The organism is Uliginosibacterium sediminicola (assembly GCF_039631295.1).
Lineage (GTDB): Bacteria > Pseudomonadota > Gammaproteobacteria > Burkholderiales > Rhodocyclaceae > Viridibacterium > Viridibacterium sediminicola.
On record NZ_JBDIVE010000015.1, the window covers coordinates 1 to 20272 of the forward strand.

15 protein-coding genes are annotated in these 20272 nt (G+C 63.0%); 13 read left to right on the forward strand and 2 right to left on the reverse strand.

Annotated elements, in window-relative coordinates; genetic code table 11:
- Positions 1-391: 391 nt before the first annotated feature.
- Positions 392-3052 carry a cation-translocating P-type ATPase gene (locus tag ABDB84_RS18730; RefSeq protein WP_345921305.1) on the forward strand — a complete coding sequence of 887 codons (2661 nt, stop codon included), beginning with the start codon at positions 392-394 and terminating at the stop codon, positions 3050-3052.
- Positions 3053-3079: 27 nt separating this feature from the next.
- Here the strand turns inward: ABDB84_RS18730 and ABDB84_RS18735 are convergent, their stop codons facing one another.
- Positions 3080-3505 carry a universal stress protein gene (locus ABDB84_RS18735; protein WP_345921306.1) on the reverse strand — a complete coding sequence of 142 codons (426 nt, stop codon included), beginning with the start codon at positions 3503-3505 and terminating at the stop codon, positions 3080-3082.
- A gap of 463 nt (positions 3506-3968) precedes the next feature.
- Here ABDB84_RS18735 and ABDB84_RS18740 point away from each other — a divergent pair, with 463 nt between their 5' ends.
- The 12 genes from ABDB84_RS18740 (at position 3969) to ABDB84_RS18795 (ending at position 18703) form a co-directional block, all read left to right on the forward strand.
- Complete coding sequence (locus ABDB84_RS18740) at positions 3969-4130, forward strand: hypothetical protein (RefSeq protein ID WP_345921307.1); 162 nt, start codon at positions 3969-3971, stop codon at positions 4128-4130.
- A gap of 191 nt (positions 4131-4321) precedes the next feature.
- Positions 4322-6511 carry a YccS family putative transporter gene (yccS, locus tag ABDB84_RS18745; RefSeq protein ID WP_345921308.1) on the forward strand — a complete coding sequence of 730 codons (2190 nt, stop codon included), beginning with the start codon at positions 4322-4324 and terminating at the stop codon, positions 6509-6511.
- Between the two features lie 73 nt (positions 6512-6584).
- Positions 6585-7154, forward strand: a complete 570-nt coding sequence (locus tag ABDB84_RS18750) for a chromate transporter (protein ID WP_345921309.1) — start codon at positions 6585-6587, stop codon at positions 7152-7154.
- Complete coding sequence (locus ABDB84_RS18755; protein ID WP_345921310.1) at positions 7151-7681, forward strand: chromate transporter; 531 nt, start codon at positions 7151-7153, stop codon at positions 7679-7681. Before ABDB84_RS18750 ends, ABDB84_RS18755 begins: the two co-directional genes overlap by 4 nt.
- A gap of 279 nt (positions 7682-7960) precedes the next feature.
- Complete coding sequence (locus ABDB84_RS18760) at positions 7961-11710, forward strand: PAS domain S-box protein (protein ID WP_345921311.1); 3750 nt, start codon at positions 7961-7963, stop codon at positions 11708-11710.
- Positions 11711-11744: 34 nt separating this feature from the next.
- Positions 11745-12314, forward strand: a complete 570-nt coding sequence (locus ABDB84_RS18765) for an ANTAR domain-containing response regulator (RefSeq protein ID WP_345921312.1) — start codon at positions 11745-11747, stop codon at positions 12312-12314.
- Positions 12315-12465: 151 nt separating this feature from the next.
- On the forward strand, positions 12466-13161 hold the full coding sequence (locus ABDB84_RS18770; RefSeq protein ID WP_345921313.1) for a chemotaxis protein CheD: 696 nt from the start codon (positions 12466-12468) through the stop codon (positions 13159-13161).
- 66 nt (positions 13162-13227) lie between these two features.
- A complete protein-coding gene (locus ABDB84_RS18775; protein ID WP_345921314.1) occupies positions 13228-14175 on the forward strand; it encodes a 5'-nucleotidase in 948 nt (315 codons plus the stop codon).
- A 316-nt stretch (positions 14176-14491) separates the two neighbouring features.
- Entirely contained in the window at positions 14492-16909 is a 2418-nt protein-coding gene (locus tag ABDB84_RS18780) for an Hpt domain-containing protein (RefSeq protein ID WP_345921315.1), read from the forward strand.
- Between the two features lie 19 nt (positions 16910-16928).
- Complete coding sequence (locus tag ABDB84_RS18785; RefSeq protein WP_345921316.1) at positions 16929-17294, forward strand: response regulator; 366 nt, start codon at positions 16929-16931, stop codon at positions 17292-17294.
- A gap of 42 nt (positions 17295-17336) precedes the next feature.
- Complete coding sequence (locus ABDB84_RS18790) at positions 17337-18137, forward strand: methyl-accepting chemotaxis protein (RefSeq protein ID WP_345921317.1); 801 nt, start codon at positions 17337-17339, stop codon at positions 18135-18137.
- Positions 18134-18703, forward strand: coding sequence for a hypothetical protein (locus ABDB84_RS18795; RefSeq protein ID WP_345921318.1), 570 nt, complete (start codon positions 18134-18136; stop codon positions 18701-18703). Before ABDB84_RS18790 ends, ABDB84_RS18795 begins: the two co-directional genes overlap by 4 nt.
- Before the next feature lie 15 nt (positions 18704-18718).
- On the opposite strand, the gene ABDB84_RS18800 is transcribed toward ABDB84_RS18795, so the two are convergent.
- Positions 18719-20251 carry a GDSL-type esterase/lipase family protein gene (locus ABDB84_RS18800; protein WP_345921319.1) on the reverse strand — a complete coding sequence of 511 codons (1533 nt, stop codon included), beginning with the start codon at positions 20249-20251 and terminating at the stop codon, positions 18719-18721.
- Positions 20252-20272: the final 21 nt, after the last annotated feature.

Genomic DNA, 20272 nt, shown 5'->3' on the forward strand with positions numbered 1-20272 from the left:
ACTCAGATGACTGTAACGTTTGCCCATCGCAACACCTTAGCTCACTCCAAGTGTTGCACTTGAAACTTGAGACTAAGATTGCACGGCGGTCGGAAAAGCCGCAGGCGCCTTCCGACGTTTGTGCAGTTCATTCAAACCGAACGGGCGTCAGGGGGCGAAGGCTGATGTGCCCTCTCCCGGCGCTGCGCGCTACCCTCCCGCAGGCGGGAGAGGGGAATCATCTTCGCCCTCCTTCGCCCTCCTTCGCCCTCCTTCGCCTTCCTTCGCGGCCCTTCGTTTCCTTTGCGCCTTTGCGGTGAAAACTCACCCGTCAAACAAGCACCACGCCCAAACCCAGAAGATAAATGGGCATTGCCGCCCACAGCTTGTATGCTGACCCGAAGGGGTCGCCATGACTGGTACCAGGGAAAAGACGCAGCAGTGGCACGCGCAGGCGGCGGATGCGCTGGCGGCTGAGCTGGGTGTGGAGCTTGCGACGGGTTTGTCGGCCGCCGAGGTGGCGGCGCGCACGGTCAAATTCGGCCCCAATGCCTTGCGCGAGAAGCCGCCGCGCCCGCGCTGGCGGATGTTTGCGGATCAGTTCGCGGACTTCATGATCCTCGTGCTGCTGGTCGCGGCGGTGCTCTCCGGCCTGATGGGCGACGCCAAGGACGCGGCAGCGATCATCGTCATCGTCGTGCTCAATGCCGGCATCGGCTTTGTGCAGGAGCTGCGCGCGGCCAAGGCGATGGCGGCGCTCAAGAAGATGGCGGGCAGCCGCGCGCAGGTGCGGCGCGAGGGGCAAAGCCTGGACGTGCCGGCTGAGGAGATCGTGCCCGGCGATGTGCTGCTGCTCGAAGCGGGCGACGTGGTGGCGGCGGATCTACGCCTGATCGAAGTCGCCCAGCTCAAGCTCGATGAATCGCTACTCACCGGCGAAGCCGTGCCGAGCGAGAAGACCGCGGCGGCGCTGACTGCCGGCAAGCTGCCGCTGGGCGACCAGCGCAATATCGCCTTCAAGGGCACTATCGTCTCTTACGGGCGCGGCGTCGGCATTGTGGTCGCGACCGGCATGCAAACCGAGCTGGGCAAGATTGCCGGCATTCTCGACGCGGCGGTCGAGCCCGCCACGCCTTTGCAAAAGCGCCTTGCGGTGTTTGGCCGCTGGCTGCTGATCGCCACGCTGGCGATCTGCGCGGCGTTCTTCGTGATCTGCTTGCTGCGTGGCCAGCCGCTGGTGCTGATGCTGATGACCGCCGTGAGCCTGACGGTGGCGGCGATTCCCGAAGCGCTGCCGGCCGTGGTGAGCATCTCGCTGGCCCTGGGTGCGCGGCGCATGGTGCAGCAGCATGTGCTGGTGCGGCGCCTGCCGGCGGTCGAGACCCTGGGTTCGGTGACCTATATCTGTTCCGACAAGACCGGCACGCTGACCGAAAACCGCATGCGCATGGTGGTGCTGCATGCCACGCGGCCGCTGCGTTTTGATGCAGAACCGCCGCCCGAGATCCCCGCCAGCGAGCCCTGGCCAAGCCTGATGCGGGCGCTGGCGCTGTCGAACGACGCGACGCGCAATGAGGACGGCACGGTGAGCGGCGACCCGACCGAGGTGGCGCTGTTCAAGGCCGCGTTCGATGCGGGCTTTGCCAAGGCTGAGCTGGAAAAAGCTGCCGAACGCGTCTTCGAGCTGCCTTTCGACTCCGACCGCAAACGCATGAGCACCGTGCATCGTCATGACAGCGGCTTCATCGCCTACACCAAGGGCGCGCCGGAGAGTGTGCTACCACTGTGTCGCGCCGCGCTGGGCGAACAAGGCGAGGCCAGCTTCGACGATAAAGCCATGCTCAGCACGGCCGAAGGCATGGCCGCCGAAGGCTTGCGCGTGCTGGCCGTGGCGCAGCGGCATTGGACCGCGCAGCCGCACAAGGACGAGCAAGGGATCGAAGCAGAGCTGGTGTTCCTCGGCCTTATCGGCCTCATCGACCCGGCGCGGCCCGAAGCCCAATCCGCCATCGCGCTGTGCCGCTCGGCGGGCATCCGCGCAGTGATGATCACCGGCGACCATCCCGCCACCGCCTGCGCCGTGGCGCGCCAGCTGGGCATGCAGGGCGAAGCGGTGCTGAGCGGGCCACAGCTGACGGCGATGAATGATGAGGATTTCGCTGCACGCGTGGCCGACATCGAGGTCTATGCGCGCGTCGATCCGGCGCAGAAAATCCGCATCGTCGAAGCGCTGCAAAAGCGCGGTGAATTCGTCGCGATGACCGGCGATGGGGTCAATGACGCGCCGGCACTCAAGCGTGCTGACATCGGCATCGCCATGGGCAAGGGTGGTACTGACGTGGCACGCGAGGCGTCCAGCCTGATCCTGCTCGACGACAATTTCGCCACCATCGTGCAAGCCGTGCGCGAGGGGCGGCGCATCTTCGACAACATCCGCAAGTTCATCCGCTACGCGATGACCGGCAATTCCGCCGAGATCTGGACCCTGTTCCTCGCACCCCTCCTGGGCTTGCCGATCCCGCTGCTGCCGATCCACCTGCTGTGGGTGAATCTGATCACCGACGGCCTGCCGGGCCTGGCGCTGGCGGTCGAGCCCGCCGAGCGCGGACTGATGCAGCGCCCGCCGCGCCCGCCGGCCGAGAACATCTTCGCGCATGGCCTGTGGCAGAGCATCCTGATTGTCGGGCTGGCCGTTGCGGCGCTGTCGCTGGGCGTGCAGGCCTGGGCCATCGAGACGGGTTCCGCGCACTGGCAGACGATGGTGTTCACCGTGCTGACCTTGTCGCAACTGGCGATGGTGCTGGGCATGCGCAGCGAGCGGGCGTCCGTCTTCAAGGCCGGCCTCTTCAGCAACCGGCCGCTGATCGGCGCGGTGCTGATCAGCGTCGCCTTGCAGATGGCCACCCTCTACGTGCCGGCGCTCAACACGATCTTCCGCACCGCGCCGCTGAGCTTCGCCGAGCTGGCAATCTGCCTGCTGCTGTCAGCCCTCGCCTTGTTCATCGTCGAGCTGGAAAAGCTGCTGCGCCGCCGCTGGCCGCGCAGCAAACGGCACAGCCAACGCGCCGCATGAGCACATCGGCCCGCCGCACAGAGCGGCTTATTTGACGACGGTCACCGGCACTTCGCTCAAGACCAGCACCTTGGTGGTGATCGAACCGAGCAGCATGCCCATCACCGAACCCAGGCCGCGCCCGCCCATCACGATGCTGCTGCATTGCTGGCTCTGCGCGAAGCTGATGATGCTCTCGGCGATGTGTCCGACCAGGGTGCGCGCCGTGTAGGCGAGGCCTTCGCTATCGAGCAGCGCCTTGGCCGCGGCAAGCGCCTTCTCGCCTTCCTCGCGCTGGTAAGCATCGATGATGTCCTGGCTGATGAAGCGCTTGACGTCGCCGGAGAGAATTCCCGGCTGCACATTGATCAGGAAGATGGCGTCTAGCTGGCCGCGCCGGTTCTGTTCGATCACGTATTGCACGGCATGCAAGGCGACTTCGGATCCATCCACCGGAATAAGTATCTTGTCCATCTTGCTGACTCCTTTTTAACTGGCTGCGTCAGCGCCTCAGCGAGCTGCTGTGGTCTTCGGGCCTTTCTGCATTCTGCGCTCATTGCGCCCTAGCGCAGATCTGTCCGTCACTCAACGCCGCCAGACACTTTCAGCATAGCCGGCGAATCAGGCGCAAGCCGCCATGCATTGCAGCAATTGGTGCATGTCTGGCCGACCCAGGCACCCTTGTCGTGCCATGCAGCACAAAGCTGCCGAAAGAGGACTTTTATGAGCACACGGACACTTGCAGTTTCCACGATGATTCAGTGAGTTAGGGTCGGTATTCGTGCATACCACACAGTCAATACAAGAATTCGTATAGGGATACCCTAACAAGCCCCACAAAGATCAAAAATAGGTGCAAAATTTGCGTTGTGCAGTGCACGAAGCCAAGCCCAAAAGGATTGGCCCCTATTCAAACTACGTAGAACTGGAGAATGTCATGAGCAAGCTTTCCATCACCAGTGCCCATGCAGACGACTTGAACAGCCGGGATGCAGAGATCGAGCGCGAACGTCAGGAATACCTCGAAGAAACGCATGTCCAGAGCTACCAGTTCGGCGTTGATCGCCTGAAAGACGACTACTTCAGTCAGTCCGCCTGATTACCCCGAGCGCTGCGCGGCTGCATGCAGCCTCGCGCCTCCTGCAACGGCCCGTACAGCTCCGCTGTGCGGGCCGTTTGCATTGTGCCCAGGCCTTTCCCGCCCTGACTTGACCCACGCCTGCATGCTGCAATGCAATATCTGCGACAATTCGCCCCTCTTGAGTGAATCAGGACGCTGAAAGTCCCGCCGTGCAGCACAAAATCGCCCCGCAACTACAGTTTTTACGCCGCCTGTGGGCGCATGACAAAACCCTGGACGGTCTCAAGGTCGCCTGCGCCCTAGGTGGTGTGCTGATCCTCAGCCTGTGGCTGGAGCAGGAACACTGGATGATCAGCCTGATCCTCGGCGTCATCGCCTCAGCACTGGCCGAGACCGAAGACCGCGTCAGCGGCCGCCTGATGGCCTTGTGCATCACCCTGGTGTGCTTTGCGGTAGCGGCCTTTTCGGTGCAGTGGCTGTTCCCCTATCCCTGGCTGTTCGTCATCGGTCTCACCGTGTCGAGCTTCGGCTTCGTCATGCTCGGCGCGGCGGGCGAGCGCTACGCGACGATTGCCGTGGCCTCGCTGATTCTCGCCGTCTACACCATGCTCGGCGCGGATCAGCCGGCGATTCCCGGCGAAGCTGCATGGTTCAGGCCGCTGCTGCTGCTGGCGGGCGCCGCCTGGTATGGCGTGATCTCGGTGATCGCCGCCGCCTTGTTCGCCACCCGCGCCGCGCGGCAGTCGCTGGCACAACTCTTTGAAGCGCTGGGCGATTACCTGCAACTTAAAGCCGACTTGCTGGAGCCGGTCGGCGGGCGCAATGAAGATGCGCAGCGCCTGGCTCTGGCCGCGCAGAACGGCCAGGTGGTCAATGCCCTCAACCAGGCCCGCGAGGTGCTCACCCGCTGGGTGCAGGACCGGCGCCCCAGCGCCAGTGGCGAACACCATCTAAAGTGGTTTTTCCTCGCGCAGGACGTGCACGAGCGCGCCAGCTCTTCGCACTATCCGCACGCCGCTGCACTGGCGACGGCCTTCGCACGCAGCGATGTGCTGTTCCGTGTCCATCGTCTGATGCAGTTCGAAGCGCAGGCTTGCAGCCGTCTGGCGCAAGCCATTCTCAGCGAGCAAGCCTTTGACTACGGCGCCGAAGGCATGCGCGCGCTCGATGAGATGAGCGCCGCAATGGACTACGTGCAGACCCATACCGAGGCTGCGCATCAGCCGCTGCTCGAATCGCTCGCCGATCTGTGCCGCAACATCACCACCATCGAGCGCCTGCTGGCCGACGCCGGCAATCCCGACGCGCTGCAGGCCACTGCAGACAGCAGCCTGCGTGACAGCAGCCCACGCAGCCTGGCAGAAGCCTGGCAGCGCATCCGCCTGGAGCTCAATCCGGGTTCGGCGCGCTTCCGCCACGCGCTGCGACTGGCCCTGGCGCTGGCGGCCGGCTATGGCCTGCTGCACCTGTTCGAGTTGCCGCAGGGCTACTGGGTGATGCTCACCACCTTGTTCGTCTGCCGGCCCGGCTATAGCGATACCTGGCGGCGCATGAGCCAGCGCGTCAGCGGCACGGTGCTGGGGCTGATCTTCGCCACCGTCTTCATCGCCCTCTTCCCGCAAGCGCTGGCGCAGCTGGCGCTGATCGTCGTCGCCGGCGTGCTGTTCTTCGCCACCCGCACTGAGCGTTACCTGCTGGCGACCGCCAGCATCACCGTGCTGGTCCTGAGCTGCTTCAACCAGCTGGGCAGCAGCTATGCGCTGATCTGGCCGCGCCTGCTCGACACCGTGCTCGGCGCCCTGCTCTCCGGCCTGGTTGTCGCCTTCGTGTTGCCAGACTGGCAAGGCCGCCGCCTGCCGGTGGTGATGGCGCGTGCGCTGCGTTGCGCCACCGCCTACATGCGCGAGATCCTGCTGCAATACCATCAGGGCAAGCGCGACGACCTGCCCTACCGCATCGCCCGCCGTGACGCGCACAACGCCAATGCCAATCTCGCCGCGGCGATTGCCGCCATGCTGGGCGAGCCGGACCAGCATCGTCTGGCGCCGGATCAGGCCTTCCGCTTCCTCTGCGCCAGCCAGAGCCTGCTTGGCTATGTGTCGGCGCTGGGCGCACATCGCGAGCAGATCGACAACTGGCAGCACGCCGCACTGACCGACAGCGTTGCGCAACACATCGACCGTCAGCTTGAAGTGCTGGCCAATGCCTTGCAGCACCGCAGCGCACCGCCGGCCGTGGCGCTGGCCCCGCAGCTGGCCGAGCAGATCGACACCGCGCTGACCGGCGTCAATCCCAGCGAGCGCCGCGTGATGCGCCAGCTCTCGCTGATCAGCCGCCTGCTGCCCGAGCTGGAAGCCTTTGCCAGCGTGTTTGCCGAAGCACCGGCCGCCGAAAGCTAGGGCGGCCCGCATTCCGGCGCCGGTGCCGCTGGTGGATAATGGCGACTCGCGCCAGAGAGAAGCCACAACATAAATGAACGACACCCCCAGCGCCGGATTCGTCCGCCCCAATCGCCGCGAACTCTTCCTCGGCTTTTTCCTCACCGGCCTGAATGGTTTTGGCGGCGTCATGCCGCATGCGCGGCGCATGCTGGTGGACCGCCAGCGCTGGCTCAGCGACCGTGACTTCACCGACTTGCTCGGCCTCGGTCAGATCCTGCCCGGCCCCAATGTCTGCAATCTCGCCGTGATCGTCGGCGACCGCTTCCATGGCCGCCAGGGCGCGCTGATCGCTATTGCCGGCCTGATGCTGGCGCCGCTGGCAATCGTGATCCTGCTGTTCAGCCTATTCGCCCACTACGCCAGCGCCCAGCCCCTGCAGTACGCGGTGGCTGCGGTCGCCGCCGGCGGTGCCGGGCTGATGCTGTCGACCGGTGTGCGGCTGGCAATCAAGGCCGAGCGGCATCTGTGGTCGGCGCTGATCGCCCTGCTCAGCCTCGTCGCCATCTGGCTGCGCGTGCCGCTGCTGCTGGTGCTCGCCGTGCTCGGCCCGATCAGCATCGGCCTGGGCTGGCTGACGGTGCGCAAGGAGCTGCGCAAATGATTGGTCCGAGCTCGTTCGAACTCCTGCTACGCTTTTGCCTGTATTCGCTGATGGCCGTCGGCGGTGCCAATGCGCTGATCCCGGAAATCCATCGTGAATTCGTCGACAACTACGGCTGGTTCAGCAATGCCGAGTTCAACACGCTCTACGCCATTGCCCAGGCGGCGCCCGGCCCGAATGTGCTGATCGTCAGCCTGATCGGCTGGAAGCTCAGCGGTCTGGCTGGCACCCTGGCCTGCACTGTGGGCATGTGCGGGCCTTCGTCCTTGATCGCGCTCTATATCGGCCGCCTGTGGGAGCGCTTCAAGCATTCGCCGTGGCGCCGTGCCCTGCAGCTGGGGCTGGCGCCGATCACCATCGGCCTGGTGATCGGCAGCGCTGCCTTGCTGATCAAGACCACCGGCACCCACTGGCAACTGCTGATCGTCGCCCTCAGCACTGCCGTGCTGGCAACGCGCTTTGCGCTCAACCCACTGATCTGGCTGGCGATTGCGGCTGTGTTGGGCGCGCTGGGTGTGCTCAATTAAGCGCTGCAGCGCGCATCCCGCTTACGCGCACGACTGACGGGCCGCATGAATTGGGTCGCATGTCGTGAATGCCTTCGGCGCACAGGCACGAGCAAAGATTGCATTACCCAACTTTAACAGCCATCCCGTTTGTCGTGTGCCGCGGTCTTCGCGATGCTTTAGATGCGTATGGGACAATTCGCTGGGCCTACGCACACAGGCGGCCGATTACCTAAATTTTTTGCATGGCTTTGCATGTGCATGCCTGCATGAGCCCCTCGAACGAGACAAGCGACAGCGATGCGGAAACTGATCAGCGACACTCAGCATCTGTTCCAGCACAACAAGTTCGTCCGCCAGTGGTGCTGGCTGGCGCTGATTCATGGCGCGCTCGGACTGATTCTGGCCAACAGCTTGCAGCAGAAATATCAGGACATCCTCAAGCGCAATGAAGTTCAGCTATCAACCTTGGCCGACGTGCTGACCAGCAGCATCGAAAACGAGGCAACCCACATCATTCACTTCCTGCAGGCACTCAATGCCCAGCAGGACACACCGCGTTCGATCAAACTTGATGCACTGGCGAACGCTCTGCCTGCGGGCATCCGGGACATCGCACAGATCAGTCCTGAGGGGGTGGTCATTCATTCATCCCGGGGCGAACTGACCGGACACCCCTTAGGCAATCCGGAACTGCTCAGCACTCTGCGCAGCGCAGGTGCGGACACCGCCATTGTGCTGTCCGACAATGCGGGCAATGGGATCCCCGGCATCGTCCTGGCCTTGGCCAAGCTCAATAGCCATGGCGCCCTGCTGGGTGCAAGTGTGGCGCGAGTGGAATCGAGTTACTTTGATGTCTTGATGACACCGCTCATCAGCGCACCCGATATGCGCAGTGTACTGGGGCTGGAAAATCTGCAACTGCTCAGCATTCAGCCGCCTGTAAGCCTGCAGTTGATCAACCAAAAGCTGCCGCCGACCTCCATTTATGCCAGACACCTCGCGACCGGCCATGACCGCTCGATTCAGTACGCGCCAAGTGCCATCTCGGGCGGGCTAGAAAGAATCGTAGCGCTGCGCAGCACACGTGGCGCAGGCCTGAAATTTTCACAGGCCTTCATTGTCGCGGTCTCGCGCAGCCGCGCCGAAGTCCTGGCTAGCTGGTATGCCGACCGCCGCCTGCTGGGCGGCATCTGGCTGGCCTCGCTGCTCCTCGCCATATCAGCACTGGGCTACGTGCAACATAATCAGGTAGCGGCGCGGCGCGCGGTCCACCGCTCGAACGAAGCGCTGGCGCTGAGCAATGAACGCCTGAATACCGCATCGAGCATCGCCGCCCTCGGTTTCTGGGAATACAACATCAGCCGGGATCTGCTGAGCTGGGATCACGCCATGGGGCGCATTCTTGGGCACGCATCGCGTTCGTCCATGCGCGCCGAAGAGGCGATGCGACTCTGGCTCGTACCGGAACACCTGGCCAGATTCAGACTGGCCCTGGCACAGGCAGCGGAGAGCATCGTCCCGCTGGATGACATCTACAGCATCGTACGGCCGGACGGCTCGCAACGCCGGGTACGCCTGATCGGACAGGCACGCGAAGGCAGCAGCGAGAGCGGCCCCTACCTCATGGGCACGGCGGAAGACCTCACCGAACGTCTGGCCACCGCTGCCGCACTGCAAGAAGCGCAGGAGCAGTTCCGCACCGCCTTCAACGAGTCGGCGATCGGTCAGGTGTTCGTTTCGCTCAGCGGACGCTACCTGAAAGTCAATGAAGCCCTCGCCAGGTTCACCGGCTACAGCCAACAAGAACTCGAACGCATGGGCTCCGAGGACATCACCTACCCGGATGACCTGCTGCTTCACCGGCAAGCCGCGGAAGCGCTATGCAGCGGAAAACAGTCTTCTTGCCAGATCGAAAAGCGCTATCGCCACAAGAATGGCGAGATCATCTGGGGACGTGTCGTCGTGTCCGCCATCCGCAATGCAGCGGGTGAAACGCTGTACATCTTTGGCCAGGTTCAGGACATCACCGCCGCCCGCAAAGCCGATGACGCACTGCGCGAAAGCGAGAGCCGTTTCAGGAGCATGGTCGAGCTCTCACCGGTGGCCTACCAGACGCTGGATGCACGCGGCATCATTCTCGACGTCAATCCCCCCCTCTGCGCGATGCTCGGATTCGCACGCGAAGAACTGCTCGGCCGTGCTTTCCGCGAACTGTGCGATGCGGAGAGCCAGACCCGCTTCGCCACAGCGCTGTATACCCATGCGCGTCTGGATCGACTGAACGCCGAGTACAACCTGTATCACAAAGCAGGACACATCCTTACCGTAGTGCTTGATGGCCGCATACAGCGTGACACTGGCGGTACTTTCATGCGACTGCGCTGCGCGCTGCACGACATCAGCGAACGCAAACGCAATGAACTCGCACTGCGCCAGGCGATGCAACAGGCCGAACAGGCCAGCGAAGCGAAAAGCCGCTTCCTCGCCAACATGAGCCATGAAATACGCACGCCGCTCACCGCCATCATCGGCATCTGCACCTTGCTCCAGACACAAACGCTGTCGAGTCATGTGGCCGCGCAAGTGGGCAAGCTCAACACTGCGACGCAAATGTTGCTCGCCATCATCAACGACATTCTCGACTTTTCACGCATCGATGCCGATCAGCTACGACTGGACAGCGCGCCTTTCTCGATTCGCGACATGTTGCACAGCCTGCTGGCCATTCTGGAGACAAGCCTCGAACAGTCCAAGACGCTGGATATCAGCCTGGACTGCGCGGCGGAGCTGCCCGCCTACGTGCTCGGCGACCGACTCAGGCTGCAGCAAGTGATCCTCAACCTGGCCGGCAATGCGATCAAGTTCACGCCGCAGGGAGCGGTCAAGATTGCTGCACGCTTGTCTGCCCTCGTCGATGGCGAGGCCGACATCGCGTTCTCTGTTCAAGACACCGGCATTGGCATCGCGGGCGAACAGCTGGAACAGATTTTTGCCGAATTCACACAAGCCGACAGCTCGATCACCCGCCGCTTCGGCGGCACCGGCCTGGGGCTGAGCATCAGCCAGCGCCTGGTGCACTTGATGGGTGGCCAGATCAAGGTCAGCAGCCAGCCTGGCTCTGGCAGCAACTTCGCATTCAGCCTGCGCTTTCCAGTTTGCGCCCCTCCTCCAGATGCCCATGCTAGCGATGACGTCGCCAGCCAGGACGCCGACCCGGAAAGCTTGCCCTGGGACGCAGCGCTGCAAGACTTCAGGCTGCTGCTGGTGGATGACAGCGAGATCAGTCGCGAGGTGCTCGCAGCCTTGCTGCAGAGTGCGGGCGCAACGCTCAGCCAGGCGGCCTGTGGCGAAGATGCGATCGCCTGGCTGAGCACCGCAAACGCCTTACCGGACGCGATCCTGATGGATCTGCAGATGCCGGGCATGGATGGCTATGCCGTCTGCCAGGCCATTCACCAGCTGCCGCACTGCCGTTCTCTGCCGGTCATCGCCCTGTCCGCGCACATGCAGCCACAAGATATCGATGCCTGTCTGCGCGCGGGCATGGTCGCCCACATCGGCAAACCGCTCGACATGCCAAGCCTGGTGTCCTGCCTGCACGCCATCCGCGCACCAGCCCGGGCAAAAGTATTGAAAGACAAGGCTGGCGATGCTCAGCCCCCCCTGCCGGTAGTCGAAGGCTTTGAACTGGACAATACGCTGCGCCGACTGGGCCACAGCAAGCCCCTGTTCGCCCGTGCGGCCCGCAAGCTGCGCCCCGCCTTCGAAGCCTGGCCGGCGCACCTGCAAGAAGAGCTGCGGAACGCAGGCGTCCCAGCAGCGGGCAATGCACTGCATGCGCTCAAGGGCACAGCCGCAATGCTGGGCGCCCTGCATCTGGCACACCAGGCGTCCACACTACAGAAACATCTGCTGGCCCATGCCGAGCTACCCGCTGAGCAACTCCTTGAGCTGGACAAACAGCTTCAGCACGCATTCGAAATCCTTGAAATGACCGCAGACAGCCTGGAAAGCACGTCGGATCAGCAAGCAGATAAAATAAGCTGATTCATAACCAGACCTTCACCACGAGGCAAAGCTCATGAACACTCACTCCGAGAGCATTCTGGTCGTCGAAGACGACGCCATCATGCAAGACATCCTATGCACCACACTATCCCAGGCAGGCTGGCGCTGCATCAGCGCCTACAAGGCCGAAGAGGCGCTCGACAAGCTGAATGCCGAGCCGGACATCGCCCTGTTGCTGATCGATCTGGGCCTGCCCGGTATGTCGGGCCTGGAACTGGCGGCTGCCGTGCAAAAAAAATACAAGCTGCCCTTCATCGTCCTCACCGTCGATGACGAAGACGGCAAAGTGTCCGACGCTATCAAGGCCGGCGCAATGAGTTACCTGACCAAGCCCTTTGACACAGCGCAGCTGCCGCCCATCGTGCGCACCACGCTGGCGCGCCACAAGGATGTGCGCCAGCTCGAATCGGCCCTCCAGGCCGACCGCAGCGTCAGCGTCGCCATCGGCATCCTCATGCACAGCAAGGCCATGAGCGAGCAAAGTGCTTTCAATCACCTGCGTCAGGAGGCACGCGCCAAGCGCCAGGCGCTCGGCGGCGTGGCACAGAAAATTATTAAAGAATTCTCTTCATCAGAACGTTAAACTTAACAGAGCTTTTAGCAGCAAAATACTTGTCGCCCACAGCGCAAGCGCTTCCGTCCCGCCCCGACCCCGCGGATTGCCCCCAAGCCTGATCGCCTGACAGCGCGCTTGCCAAGCGCCTCCAGTCAGCAATGACGTCCTTCCGCACGCAATGAACAGTACCGAACAGATCCGCAATCTCGTCCTGCATCCGGGCGAAGTCCACATCGGCGATGCCCGCGACCGGGTCATTACCCTGCTGGGCTCCTGCGTATCGATCACCCTGTGGCATCCGCAGAAACAGATCGGTGCGATGTCGCATTACCTGTTGTCGACACGCGGCACGCAACAGCGATATTCAAGCCCGAGTGCTCAACTCGATGGGCGCTACGGTGACGAAGCCATGCAACTGATGTTTGAAGGCTTGCGCGCACGCGGCGTGGCGCCAGCTGAATGCGTGGCCAAGGTATTTGGCGGCGGGCATATGTTTGCCGGTCTCTGGCAGAACGAAGCGCGTGACATCGGTCGCAAGAATGGCGATGCCGCGCGCGCAATGCTGCGCAGCCTGCACATTCCCATCGTCTCGGAAAGCCTGTATGGCGAGCGTTTCCGCAAAATCTATTTCGAGATCGCCAGCGGCTTCGTGTGGGCCAGCAAGAGCACTGCGGATCTGCAAAAGGCGCCGCGCCGCCTCAACGAGACATTCCACACCAGAGCGGCGGGCCTCTATGCTCGCGCAGCGCGCAAACCCTTAGCCGGGCCTGTGTCCTGTCCCTGCGCGTGCGGCGCGGCCATGCCCTGCAACACGTTTCTAAAGTCGCTAGACTGCCGTATCGTCCGCAACAAGCTGGCGCGCAGTTGCGCGTAGAATTTGCGGCGAGCCGGTATCGCCCAAGCGTGCCGCCGCCTGCAAAGCCCTTGATAAAGCCACTCCATGCCCTACAGCCTTGACAACAGATTGGTGATCGGCGTCGCCTCCAGCGCGATGTTTGATCTCTCGGAATCGGATGCGATCTTCAGGCGCGAGGGCGAGGCGCTGTACCGCAAATTCCAGGAACAGAATCTCGACAATCCGCTGCCCAAGGGCATCGCCTTTTCATTCATCAAGCGATTATTGTCGCTGAATGATCTGAGCCCCCGGCAGGACGACCCGCTGGTCGAGGTGATTTTATTATCGCGCAACGATCCGGACACCGGCCTGCGCGTGATGCGCTCGATCGAGCATTACCAAATCGGCATGACGCGTGCCATTTTCATGCAGGGCAGATCACCCTACGAATATATTCCGGCGCTGAATATCTCGCTATTTCTCTCCGGCAATAAAGAAGATGTCGAAGCGGCGATCCGCCTCGGCATGCCGGCCGGCCATGTGATGAACTCGGCCCTGGTCGATGATGCCGAAGACGAGAGCTTGCGGATCGCCTTCGACTTTGACGGCGTACTCGCCGACGATGAGTCAGAGAGCGTATTCCAGGCGCAAAAAGACCTCGAAGCTTTCAAGGCGCACGAGGTCAAGAATGCCATGCAGCCGCACAACCCTGGCCCGCTGCAGCAATTTCTGGTGCGCGTATCGACGATCCAGGCCGCTGAAGAAGCGCGCAAGCGCGCCGACCCCGATTATCAGAACCGGCTGCGCGTATCGATAGTCACCGCGCGCGACGCGCCCGCCCACGAACGCGCGATGACCACGCTCAAGAGCTGGGGCGTGATGGCCAATGACGCCTTTTTCCTCGGCGGTATCGAAAAGAGCAAGGTACTCGCCGTGCTCCGCCCGCATATTTTCTTCGACGATCAGTCCGGGCATCTGAAAACTGCTTCCGAGGTCGTACCCTCGGTTCATATTCCCTTCGGCATTACCAATCAGCCCGCCCCGAAAGCCTGATAGCCCCCCGCTACTGAACAATGGCGCATCCTCAGCGATGCGCCATTTTCATTTTCAGCTGCGTCACAGGCATTACATTCAATTTGCTGCAGAAATATAACAACAAGGCTTTGTTTTTATTAAACCGGCTCCCGGCCGACGTCACAAATATTTAACTCAATAATCGCTCAAGTATTTCAAGCCAACTCCGCAAACCCCAGCCAGGAGACTGTGATTTGTAGGAAAAATAAACTTGAATACTGATGAACGATTTACCCCGTGCACGACTTTTTGTAACAAAAGTGCGCACAGGATTTAAATACAGGGCGTCGCGCAGATGAATATTCGTCACCGCATTGCATTACTGGTCATGCTGAGTTTTCTGGCCATTGCCTCGATAGGCGGCTATGCCGTCTTCGAGTCCCACAACAACGCTGTCAAGGTTCAGTCGGTGACCGACGGCGTGGTACCCACGGCACTGGCCACCGCCGATCTGGTCTCCGAGGTCAAGCAAGTCCAGCTCAACACCATGGCCCTGGTGTCGGCACCGGACAACGGCATCGCCAGCCAGCTCAAGGACAAGCTGGTGGCACAGAAGCTGAGCCTGCTCGACGGCCTCAAACACCAGCGCGCCAGCGCCACGGATGCCAAACAACAGGGTTTGCTCAGCCAGGCGCAGGAGAGTCTGGACAACTACTTCAACGCCATCGACGAGACGGCCCAGCTCAAGCTGGCCGGTCAGAGCGCGCTGGCCGAGGCGAATCTCTACGCCACGGTGGCCGAATACCAGCGCGAGTTCGGCCAGATCATCGACACCTTGCGCGTCGAGAAGAACCGCAGCAAGGACGAGACCATCGCCTCGCTCAAGGCCAGCCTGTCACGCACGGTTCAGGGCTTGTCCCTGGTGACGGTGCTGGCGGTCTCGCTGCTGTCGCTCATCGGCTGGATGCTTTATCGCCAGGTGATCCGCCCGATCAGCCACATGCAGGCGGAAATGAGCGAAATCGCCAGCAGCCAGGACTTCACACGGCGCGTCCCGGTCGAGCGCGAAGATGAAATCGGTCGCTCCATCCTCGCCTTCAACAGCATGATTGCGCGCATCCAGGAGAGCGCGGCGCAGCTGCGGCAAAAGAGCGCCGACATCCAGAGCATGCTGCAGAACATCCCGCAGGGCATTCTCACCATCACCGCCGGCAATCGCGTGCACCCGGAGTATTCAGCCTATCTGGCGAATATTTTGGAGACGCAGGAGATCGCCGGACGCAATGTGATGGAGCTGCTGTTTGCCGACAGCAAGCTCGGCGCCGACGCGCTGTCACAAGTCGATACCGTGGTCGCCTCCTGCATCGGCGAAGCGCTGATGAACTTCGAGTTCAACCAGCACCTGCTACCCGGCGAAATCGAAAAGAAAATGCCCGGCGGCGCCAGCAAGATTCTCGATCTGCAGTGGTCGCCGATTGCCGGCGAAGACGACAGCATCGCGCGCCTGATGGTCTGCGTGCGTGACGTCACCGAGCTGCGCAAGCTGGCCGCCGAAACCGCCGAGCAGAAACGTGAGCTGGAGATCATCGGCGAAATCCTCGGCGTGAATCAGGAGAAGTTCCACGAATTCATTACCGGCAGCCTGCGCTTCATCGACGACAACGAGGTGCTGCTGCACCAGCATCCGGAGCAGGATGCCGAGGCGCTGAGCCAGTTGTTCCGCAACATGCACACCATCAAGGGCAATGCGCGCACCTATGGCTTGCGCAAGCTCGCCAACCTCGTGCACGAGGCCGAGCAAAGCTACGAAGCGCTGCGCAAGCCGCGCCCGGAGCGCGCCTGGGACCAGGCGCAATTGCTTGAGCAGCTGGCCCAGGTGCGGCGTCTGGTCGAGCGCTACGCACACATCAACGAAGTCAGCCTGGGCCGCAAGGGCCCGGGACGGCGCGGCAATGTGGAGCGCTACCTGATGGTGGACAAGGCGCAGATCCAGGACACCCTGCAGCGCCTCGAAGCGGTCAATATCGCCAATATCCACGAGCTGATCGCCGCCCGCGACGCGATTCACCAGACCTTGCGCCTGCTCGGTACCGAGACGCTGCATGAAACCCTGGGCGGCATCATCGACTCCCTGCCCGGCCTGGCTGACGAGCTGGGCAAGGCCAAGCCGCGCGTGATCATTGATGATCAAGGCCAGCTGATCCGCACCCAAGTCAGCGCGACGCTGAAAAACGTGTTCATGCACCTGTTCCGCAACGCCCTCGACCACGGCATCGAGGCGCCGGGCGAACGCCGTGCGGCGGGCAAGGAGGCGGCCGGCACGATCAGCCTCGAAGCGCGGCGCGAAGCCGGCATGCTGCAGCTCAGGCTGCGCGATGACGGACGCGGACTGGCGCTGGCACGCATTCGCGACAAGGCGCTGCACAGCGGCCTGATCAGCGCCGACGAAGTGCTCAGCGATGAAGCCCTGGTGCTGCAGATCTTCCGCCCTGGCTTTTCGACCGCGGCGACCGTCACCGATGTCTCCGGTCGCGGTGTCGGCATGGATGCGGTGCAGGACTTCCTCAAACGAGAACAGGGGCGGATCGAGATCCGCTTTACCGACGAGGCCATCGGCGCACCGTTCCGCCAGTTCGAAACCCTGATCAGCCTGCCCGAGAACTGTGCCGAACAGCTGGCCGAGGGCAGCCGGCGCACCCTCATCGACACTGCCGAGCTCGCCGCCCATCAAGCCGCCACCCGCCAGCCGCGTGCGCTGCTGCGCGCAATCTGACCTTGCAAAGGAAAACAGCATGACCCAAGTACTCGTAGTCGATGATTCCAGCACCGTGCGCAACGAAGTCTGCGCCTGCCTCAAGGACGCCGGCCTGTCGGTGATCCCCGCCGTCGATGGCAAGGACGGGCTCGACAAGCTCAGGGCCAATCCCTCGATCAAGCTGGTCGTCAGCGACGTCAACATGCCCAATATGGACGGCCTGACCATGGCCGAGAAGATTCGCAGCGAGCTGCGCAATGCCACGGTGAACATCATCATGCTCACCACCGAAAACAGCCCCTCGGTCAAGGAGCGTGGCAAGGCGGCCGGCGTCAAGGGCTGGATCGTCAAGCCCTTCAATGGCGCGGCGGTCATCGCCACCTTCAAGAAGCTCGCTTCCTGAAGCACTCCATCCACTCTGGCTAGGCACTCACGGCTTCATTCGATGATGGACTACACACTCAGCACCCTGGCTTTACTGCTCACCGGCGGCCTGCTCGGCTGCGCCCTCGCCGCCCTCAAAGGCTTGCCGCGACTGCGCCAGCTGCAGCGCGAAACGGCCGCCCAGGCGGCGCAGATCGCGACCCTGTCGCAACACCTGCCACCCGGCGAAGTCACAGCGCAGCTTGAACAACTGCGCCAGGACGCGGCGCGCGAGTTGCAATCCCAGCTGGCAAGGCAAGAAGCCCAGCACGCCGCGCAACTGCAGGAAGCGCTGGCGGCCGCCCAGCAAAACGCCGCCGCCGAGATTCAGGCCCTTGAGCAGGCCCAGCACGCCCAGCTGAGCCAGTTGCGCGTCGCCCTGCAAGCCGAGCACGCCTCGGCGATGCGGGACATCGAGGCCCTGCTGCAGATCATGAAGATTCTCGAGCGCTGGCACGACGAAATGCGCGCGATTCTGGCCAACAACGGCACCCTGAAAAACCAGAACGCCGAGTTCGCCCGCATCGTCAAAAGCGTGGTCATCCTCTCGCTCAATGCATCCATCGAGGCCGCACGGGCGGGCGAAGCAGGGCGCGGCTTTGCCGTGGTGGCCGACGGCGTGCGCGATCTGGCTGACTCTGCCTCCAAATGGGCGCAGCACTACAAGCAGAACCTCGACACCAACGACCTGATCACCACCACCACCTTCCAGGACATCCAGGCCAGTGGCCACCTGATCCAGACCGCCGTGCTCAACCTGAAATCGGCTACCGAGCGCATCGGCCAGACCATTGCCCGCACCGAGCTGGCCCGGCTGTCATGATCAGCGCACGCACCTTGCAAAGCCTGGAAGCGGCCTTCACCCAGGCGCTGCAGCAGACCCTTGTGCTGTCGGCGGCCGACAGCCTGCAGATCAGGCCAGGCAAGCCGGGCTGCGCCGCGCCGGCCGACGCACGCAAGCTGCTGGCGCTGACCCTCTCGGCCGGCAGCTTCCGCATCATCACTCTGTTCGAATTCCGCCTTGACGCCGCGACCCGCGCACATTTCGCCGGGCCAAGCAGCCCTGCGCAGGATGGCAACGCGGATCAGCGCCTCGCCGACGCGCTGGCGGAATTCGTCAACCTGGTCTGCGGCACCGCCAACCGCCTCATTTCCAGCGACAGCCGCCGCACCGGCATGTCGACGCCCTGCGCGCTGGAGAGCAGCTGCTTGAGCCACCTGCACAGGCTGCAACCCGAGCAGACCCTGGTGCTGAACGCCCGCATCGGCGAGGCGCTGCAGTTCGACATCGTGCTGGGCATCTGCCTCTCCAAGGGCACTAGCCTGGATTTCGACATCGCACCCGCTGCGCAGGAGGAGATGGTGGGCGGCGAGCTGGAGTTGTTCTAGGCGGGCGCTCCGCGTCTATCGCAGCTTCGCCGCCAAAGCCGCCAGCTCGGGCGTCGTCCGGATGCCCTCTGCGACCATCGCCGCCACCGCTTCCGCACCCTTGCGCTGGAAGTGGGTGGTGTCGGGCTTGGCGCGGGTGCCAGCGCTCTGGCTGGCGTACCAGGGGTATTGCTGCGGATCGGCGGCCAGCCAGTAGTCGGTCCAGTCCTGCGGATGGGCGTTGGCGAAGGCGATGGTGGCCGCTTCGATGTCGATCAGCGGCACCTGGTAGGCGCGCGCGGTGTCCTTGATGGTCTGCACGTAATCACCACCGAAAGCGATGCCGCGCTCGGCGCTGGCAACGGTGAAGTGATTCGGCACCACTGGCAAACCCTCCTTGCGGTCCTTGTTCCAGACCCGCGTGGTCGGCGTCAGCAGAATCGGGATGGCGCCCTTGCTGCGCGCGACTTCAATGTAATGCGCCAGGGTGTTCTGGAAGGACATTTCCGGCTTGCCCGGCGGAAACTGCGGGCGGCCCTGAGCATCGTTAGGATAGCTGCAAAGATTGGCGACATCGGCCGCGCCACGGTCTTTCTTGTTGGCCTCGCAGTTCTGATCGTTATGGCCAAAGTGCAGCACGAGGTAATCGCCGGGGCGCAGGAAGGTCGCCATCTGCGCGAAATAGCCCTGATTGAGGAAGTTGCGCGAGCTGCGGCCGGACTTGGCGCCGTTTAGAATCTTCACCTTGGCCTCCGGCTTGAACAGCGGCTCGAAGACCTGGCCCCAGCCCATGCGCGGCAAGCGCGCCAGCTCGTAAGTGCTGGCTGTGGAGTCACCGGCGATGAGGATGCGCGTGTAAGCCGGGTCGAGCATCTTGGCCTTGGCCTGCTGCGCGCGGGCAAGATTGAGCGGCTCGACAGCGCTCTGCGCATCGACCTTGCCGACGTAGTAATAGTCCGCATCGAGCAGCAAGGTGCCGCCGGGGACGCCGCTGTTGTTGTCGTAGCCGCGGTTGTGCAGGAGCACGTCGAGCACCGCGTCGACGCCCTGGTGATTGGCCTGCATCGGAACACTCAGCGGGTCGAACTGCTCGGCAGCGGCCACGCCGGCATCCTTGAGCGCCTGCAGCACCAGGGGGCGCAGCGCTTCGGTGCGCTCACGGATGGCCTCCGCCGTCACGCCTGCGCTGCGGCCGACATCGATCAAGCCTTGCGGGCCCTTGAACTTCAGCCCCTGCGCCACGTCGGAGGCAATCTTGTCAGTCAGCGCATTGATATTGGCCCGCGTCACGCCTTGCGCAGCGACCTGACCCAGCAGCGCCGCCATGCAGCGTGACCAGGGGCGCGCGCTATCGCTGCAGTTTGCAGGCTCCTGATCGACCGCCCAGAGCAACAACGGCGACACCAGTCCCGTGGCGTCCAGCGTGTAGACGCCTTCTGCGTCGGCCTGGGTAGAACGGCGCTGACCATTTACATCGGCCACGCTTACGCGGGCATACGCCAGCGGGCCACCAATGGACACCACACCACTCAGACGCGGCCCGCTCAGCGGCGACGGGCCGGGGCTCATACAAGCATTCAAAAGCATCAG

Excerpts from the sequence above, each read along its gene's own strand:
- ABDB84_RS18730 (WP_345921305.1), top strand. The coding sequence starts at position 392 with ATGACTGGTACCAGGGAAAAGACGCAGCAGTGGCACGCGCAGGCGGCG.
- ABDB84_RS18735 (WP_345921306.1), bottom strand. The coding sequence starts at position 3,505 with ATGGACAAGATACTTATTCCGGTGGATGGATCCGAAGTCGCCTTGCAT.
- ABDB84_RS18740 (WP_345921307.1), top strand. The coding sequence starts at position 3,969 with ATGAGCAAGCTTTCCATCACCAGTGCCCATGCAGACGACTTGAACAGC.
- ABDB84_RS18750 (WP_345921309.1), top strand. The coding sequence starts at position 6,585 with ATGAACGACACCCCCAGCGCCGGATTCGTCCGCCCCAATCGCCGCGAA.
- ABDB84_RS18755 (WP_345921310.1), top strand. The coding sequence starts at position 7,151 with ATGATTGGTCCGAGCTCGTTCGAACTCCTGCTACGCTTTTGCCTGTAT.
- ABDB84_RS18760 (WP_345921311.1), top strand. The coding sequence starts at position 7,961 with ATGCGGAAACTGATCAGCGACACTCAGCATCTGTTCCAGCACAACAAG.
- ABDB84_RS18765 (WP_345921312.1), top strand. The coding sequence starts at position 11,745 with ATGAACACTCACTCCGAGAGCATTCTGGTCGTCGAAGACGACGCCATC.
- ABDB84_RS18770 (WP_345921313.1), top strand. The coding sequence starts at position 12,466 with ATGAACAGTACCGAACAGATCCGCAATCTCGTCCTGCATCCGGGCGAA.
- ABDB84_RS18775 (WP_345921314.1), top strand. The coding sequence starts at position 13,228 with ATGCCCTACAGCCTTGACAACAGATTGGTGATCGGCGTCGCCTCCAGC.
- ABDB84_RS18780 (WP_345921315.1), top strand. The coding sequence starts at position 14,492 with ATGAATATTCGTCACCGCATTGCATTACTGGTCATGCTGAGTTTTCTG.
- ABDB84_RS18785 (WP_345921316.1), top strand. The coding sequence starts at position 16,929 with ATGACCCAAGTACTCGTAGTCGATGATTCCAGCACCGTGCGCAACGAA.
- ABDB84_RS18790 (WP_345921317.1), top strand. The coding sequence starts at position 17,337 with ATGATGGACTACACACTCAGCACCCTGGCTTTACTGCTCACCGGCGGC.
- ABDB84_RS18795 (WP_345921318.1), top strand. The coding sequence starts at position 18,134 with ATGATCAGCGCACGCACCTTGCAAAGCCTGGAAGCGGCCTTCACCCAG.
- ABDB84_RS18800 (WP_345921319.1), bottom strand. The coding sequence starts at position 20,251 with ATGAGCCCCGGCCCGTCGCCGCTGAGCGGGCCGCGTCTGAGTGGTGTG.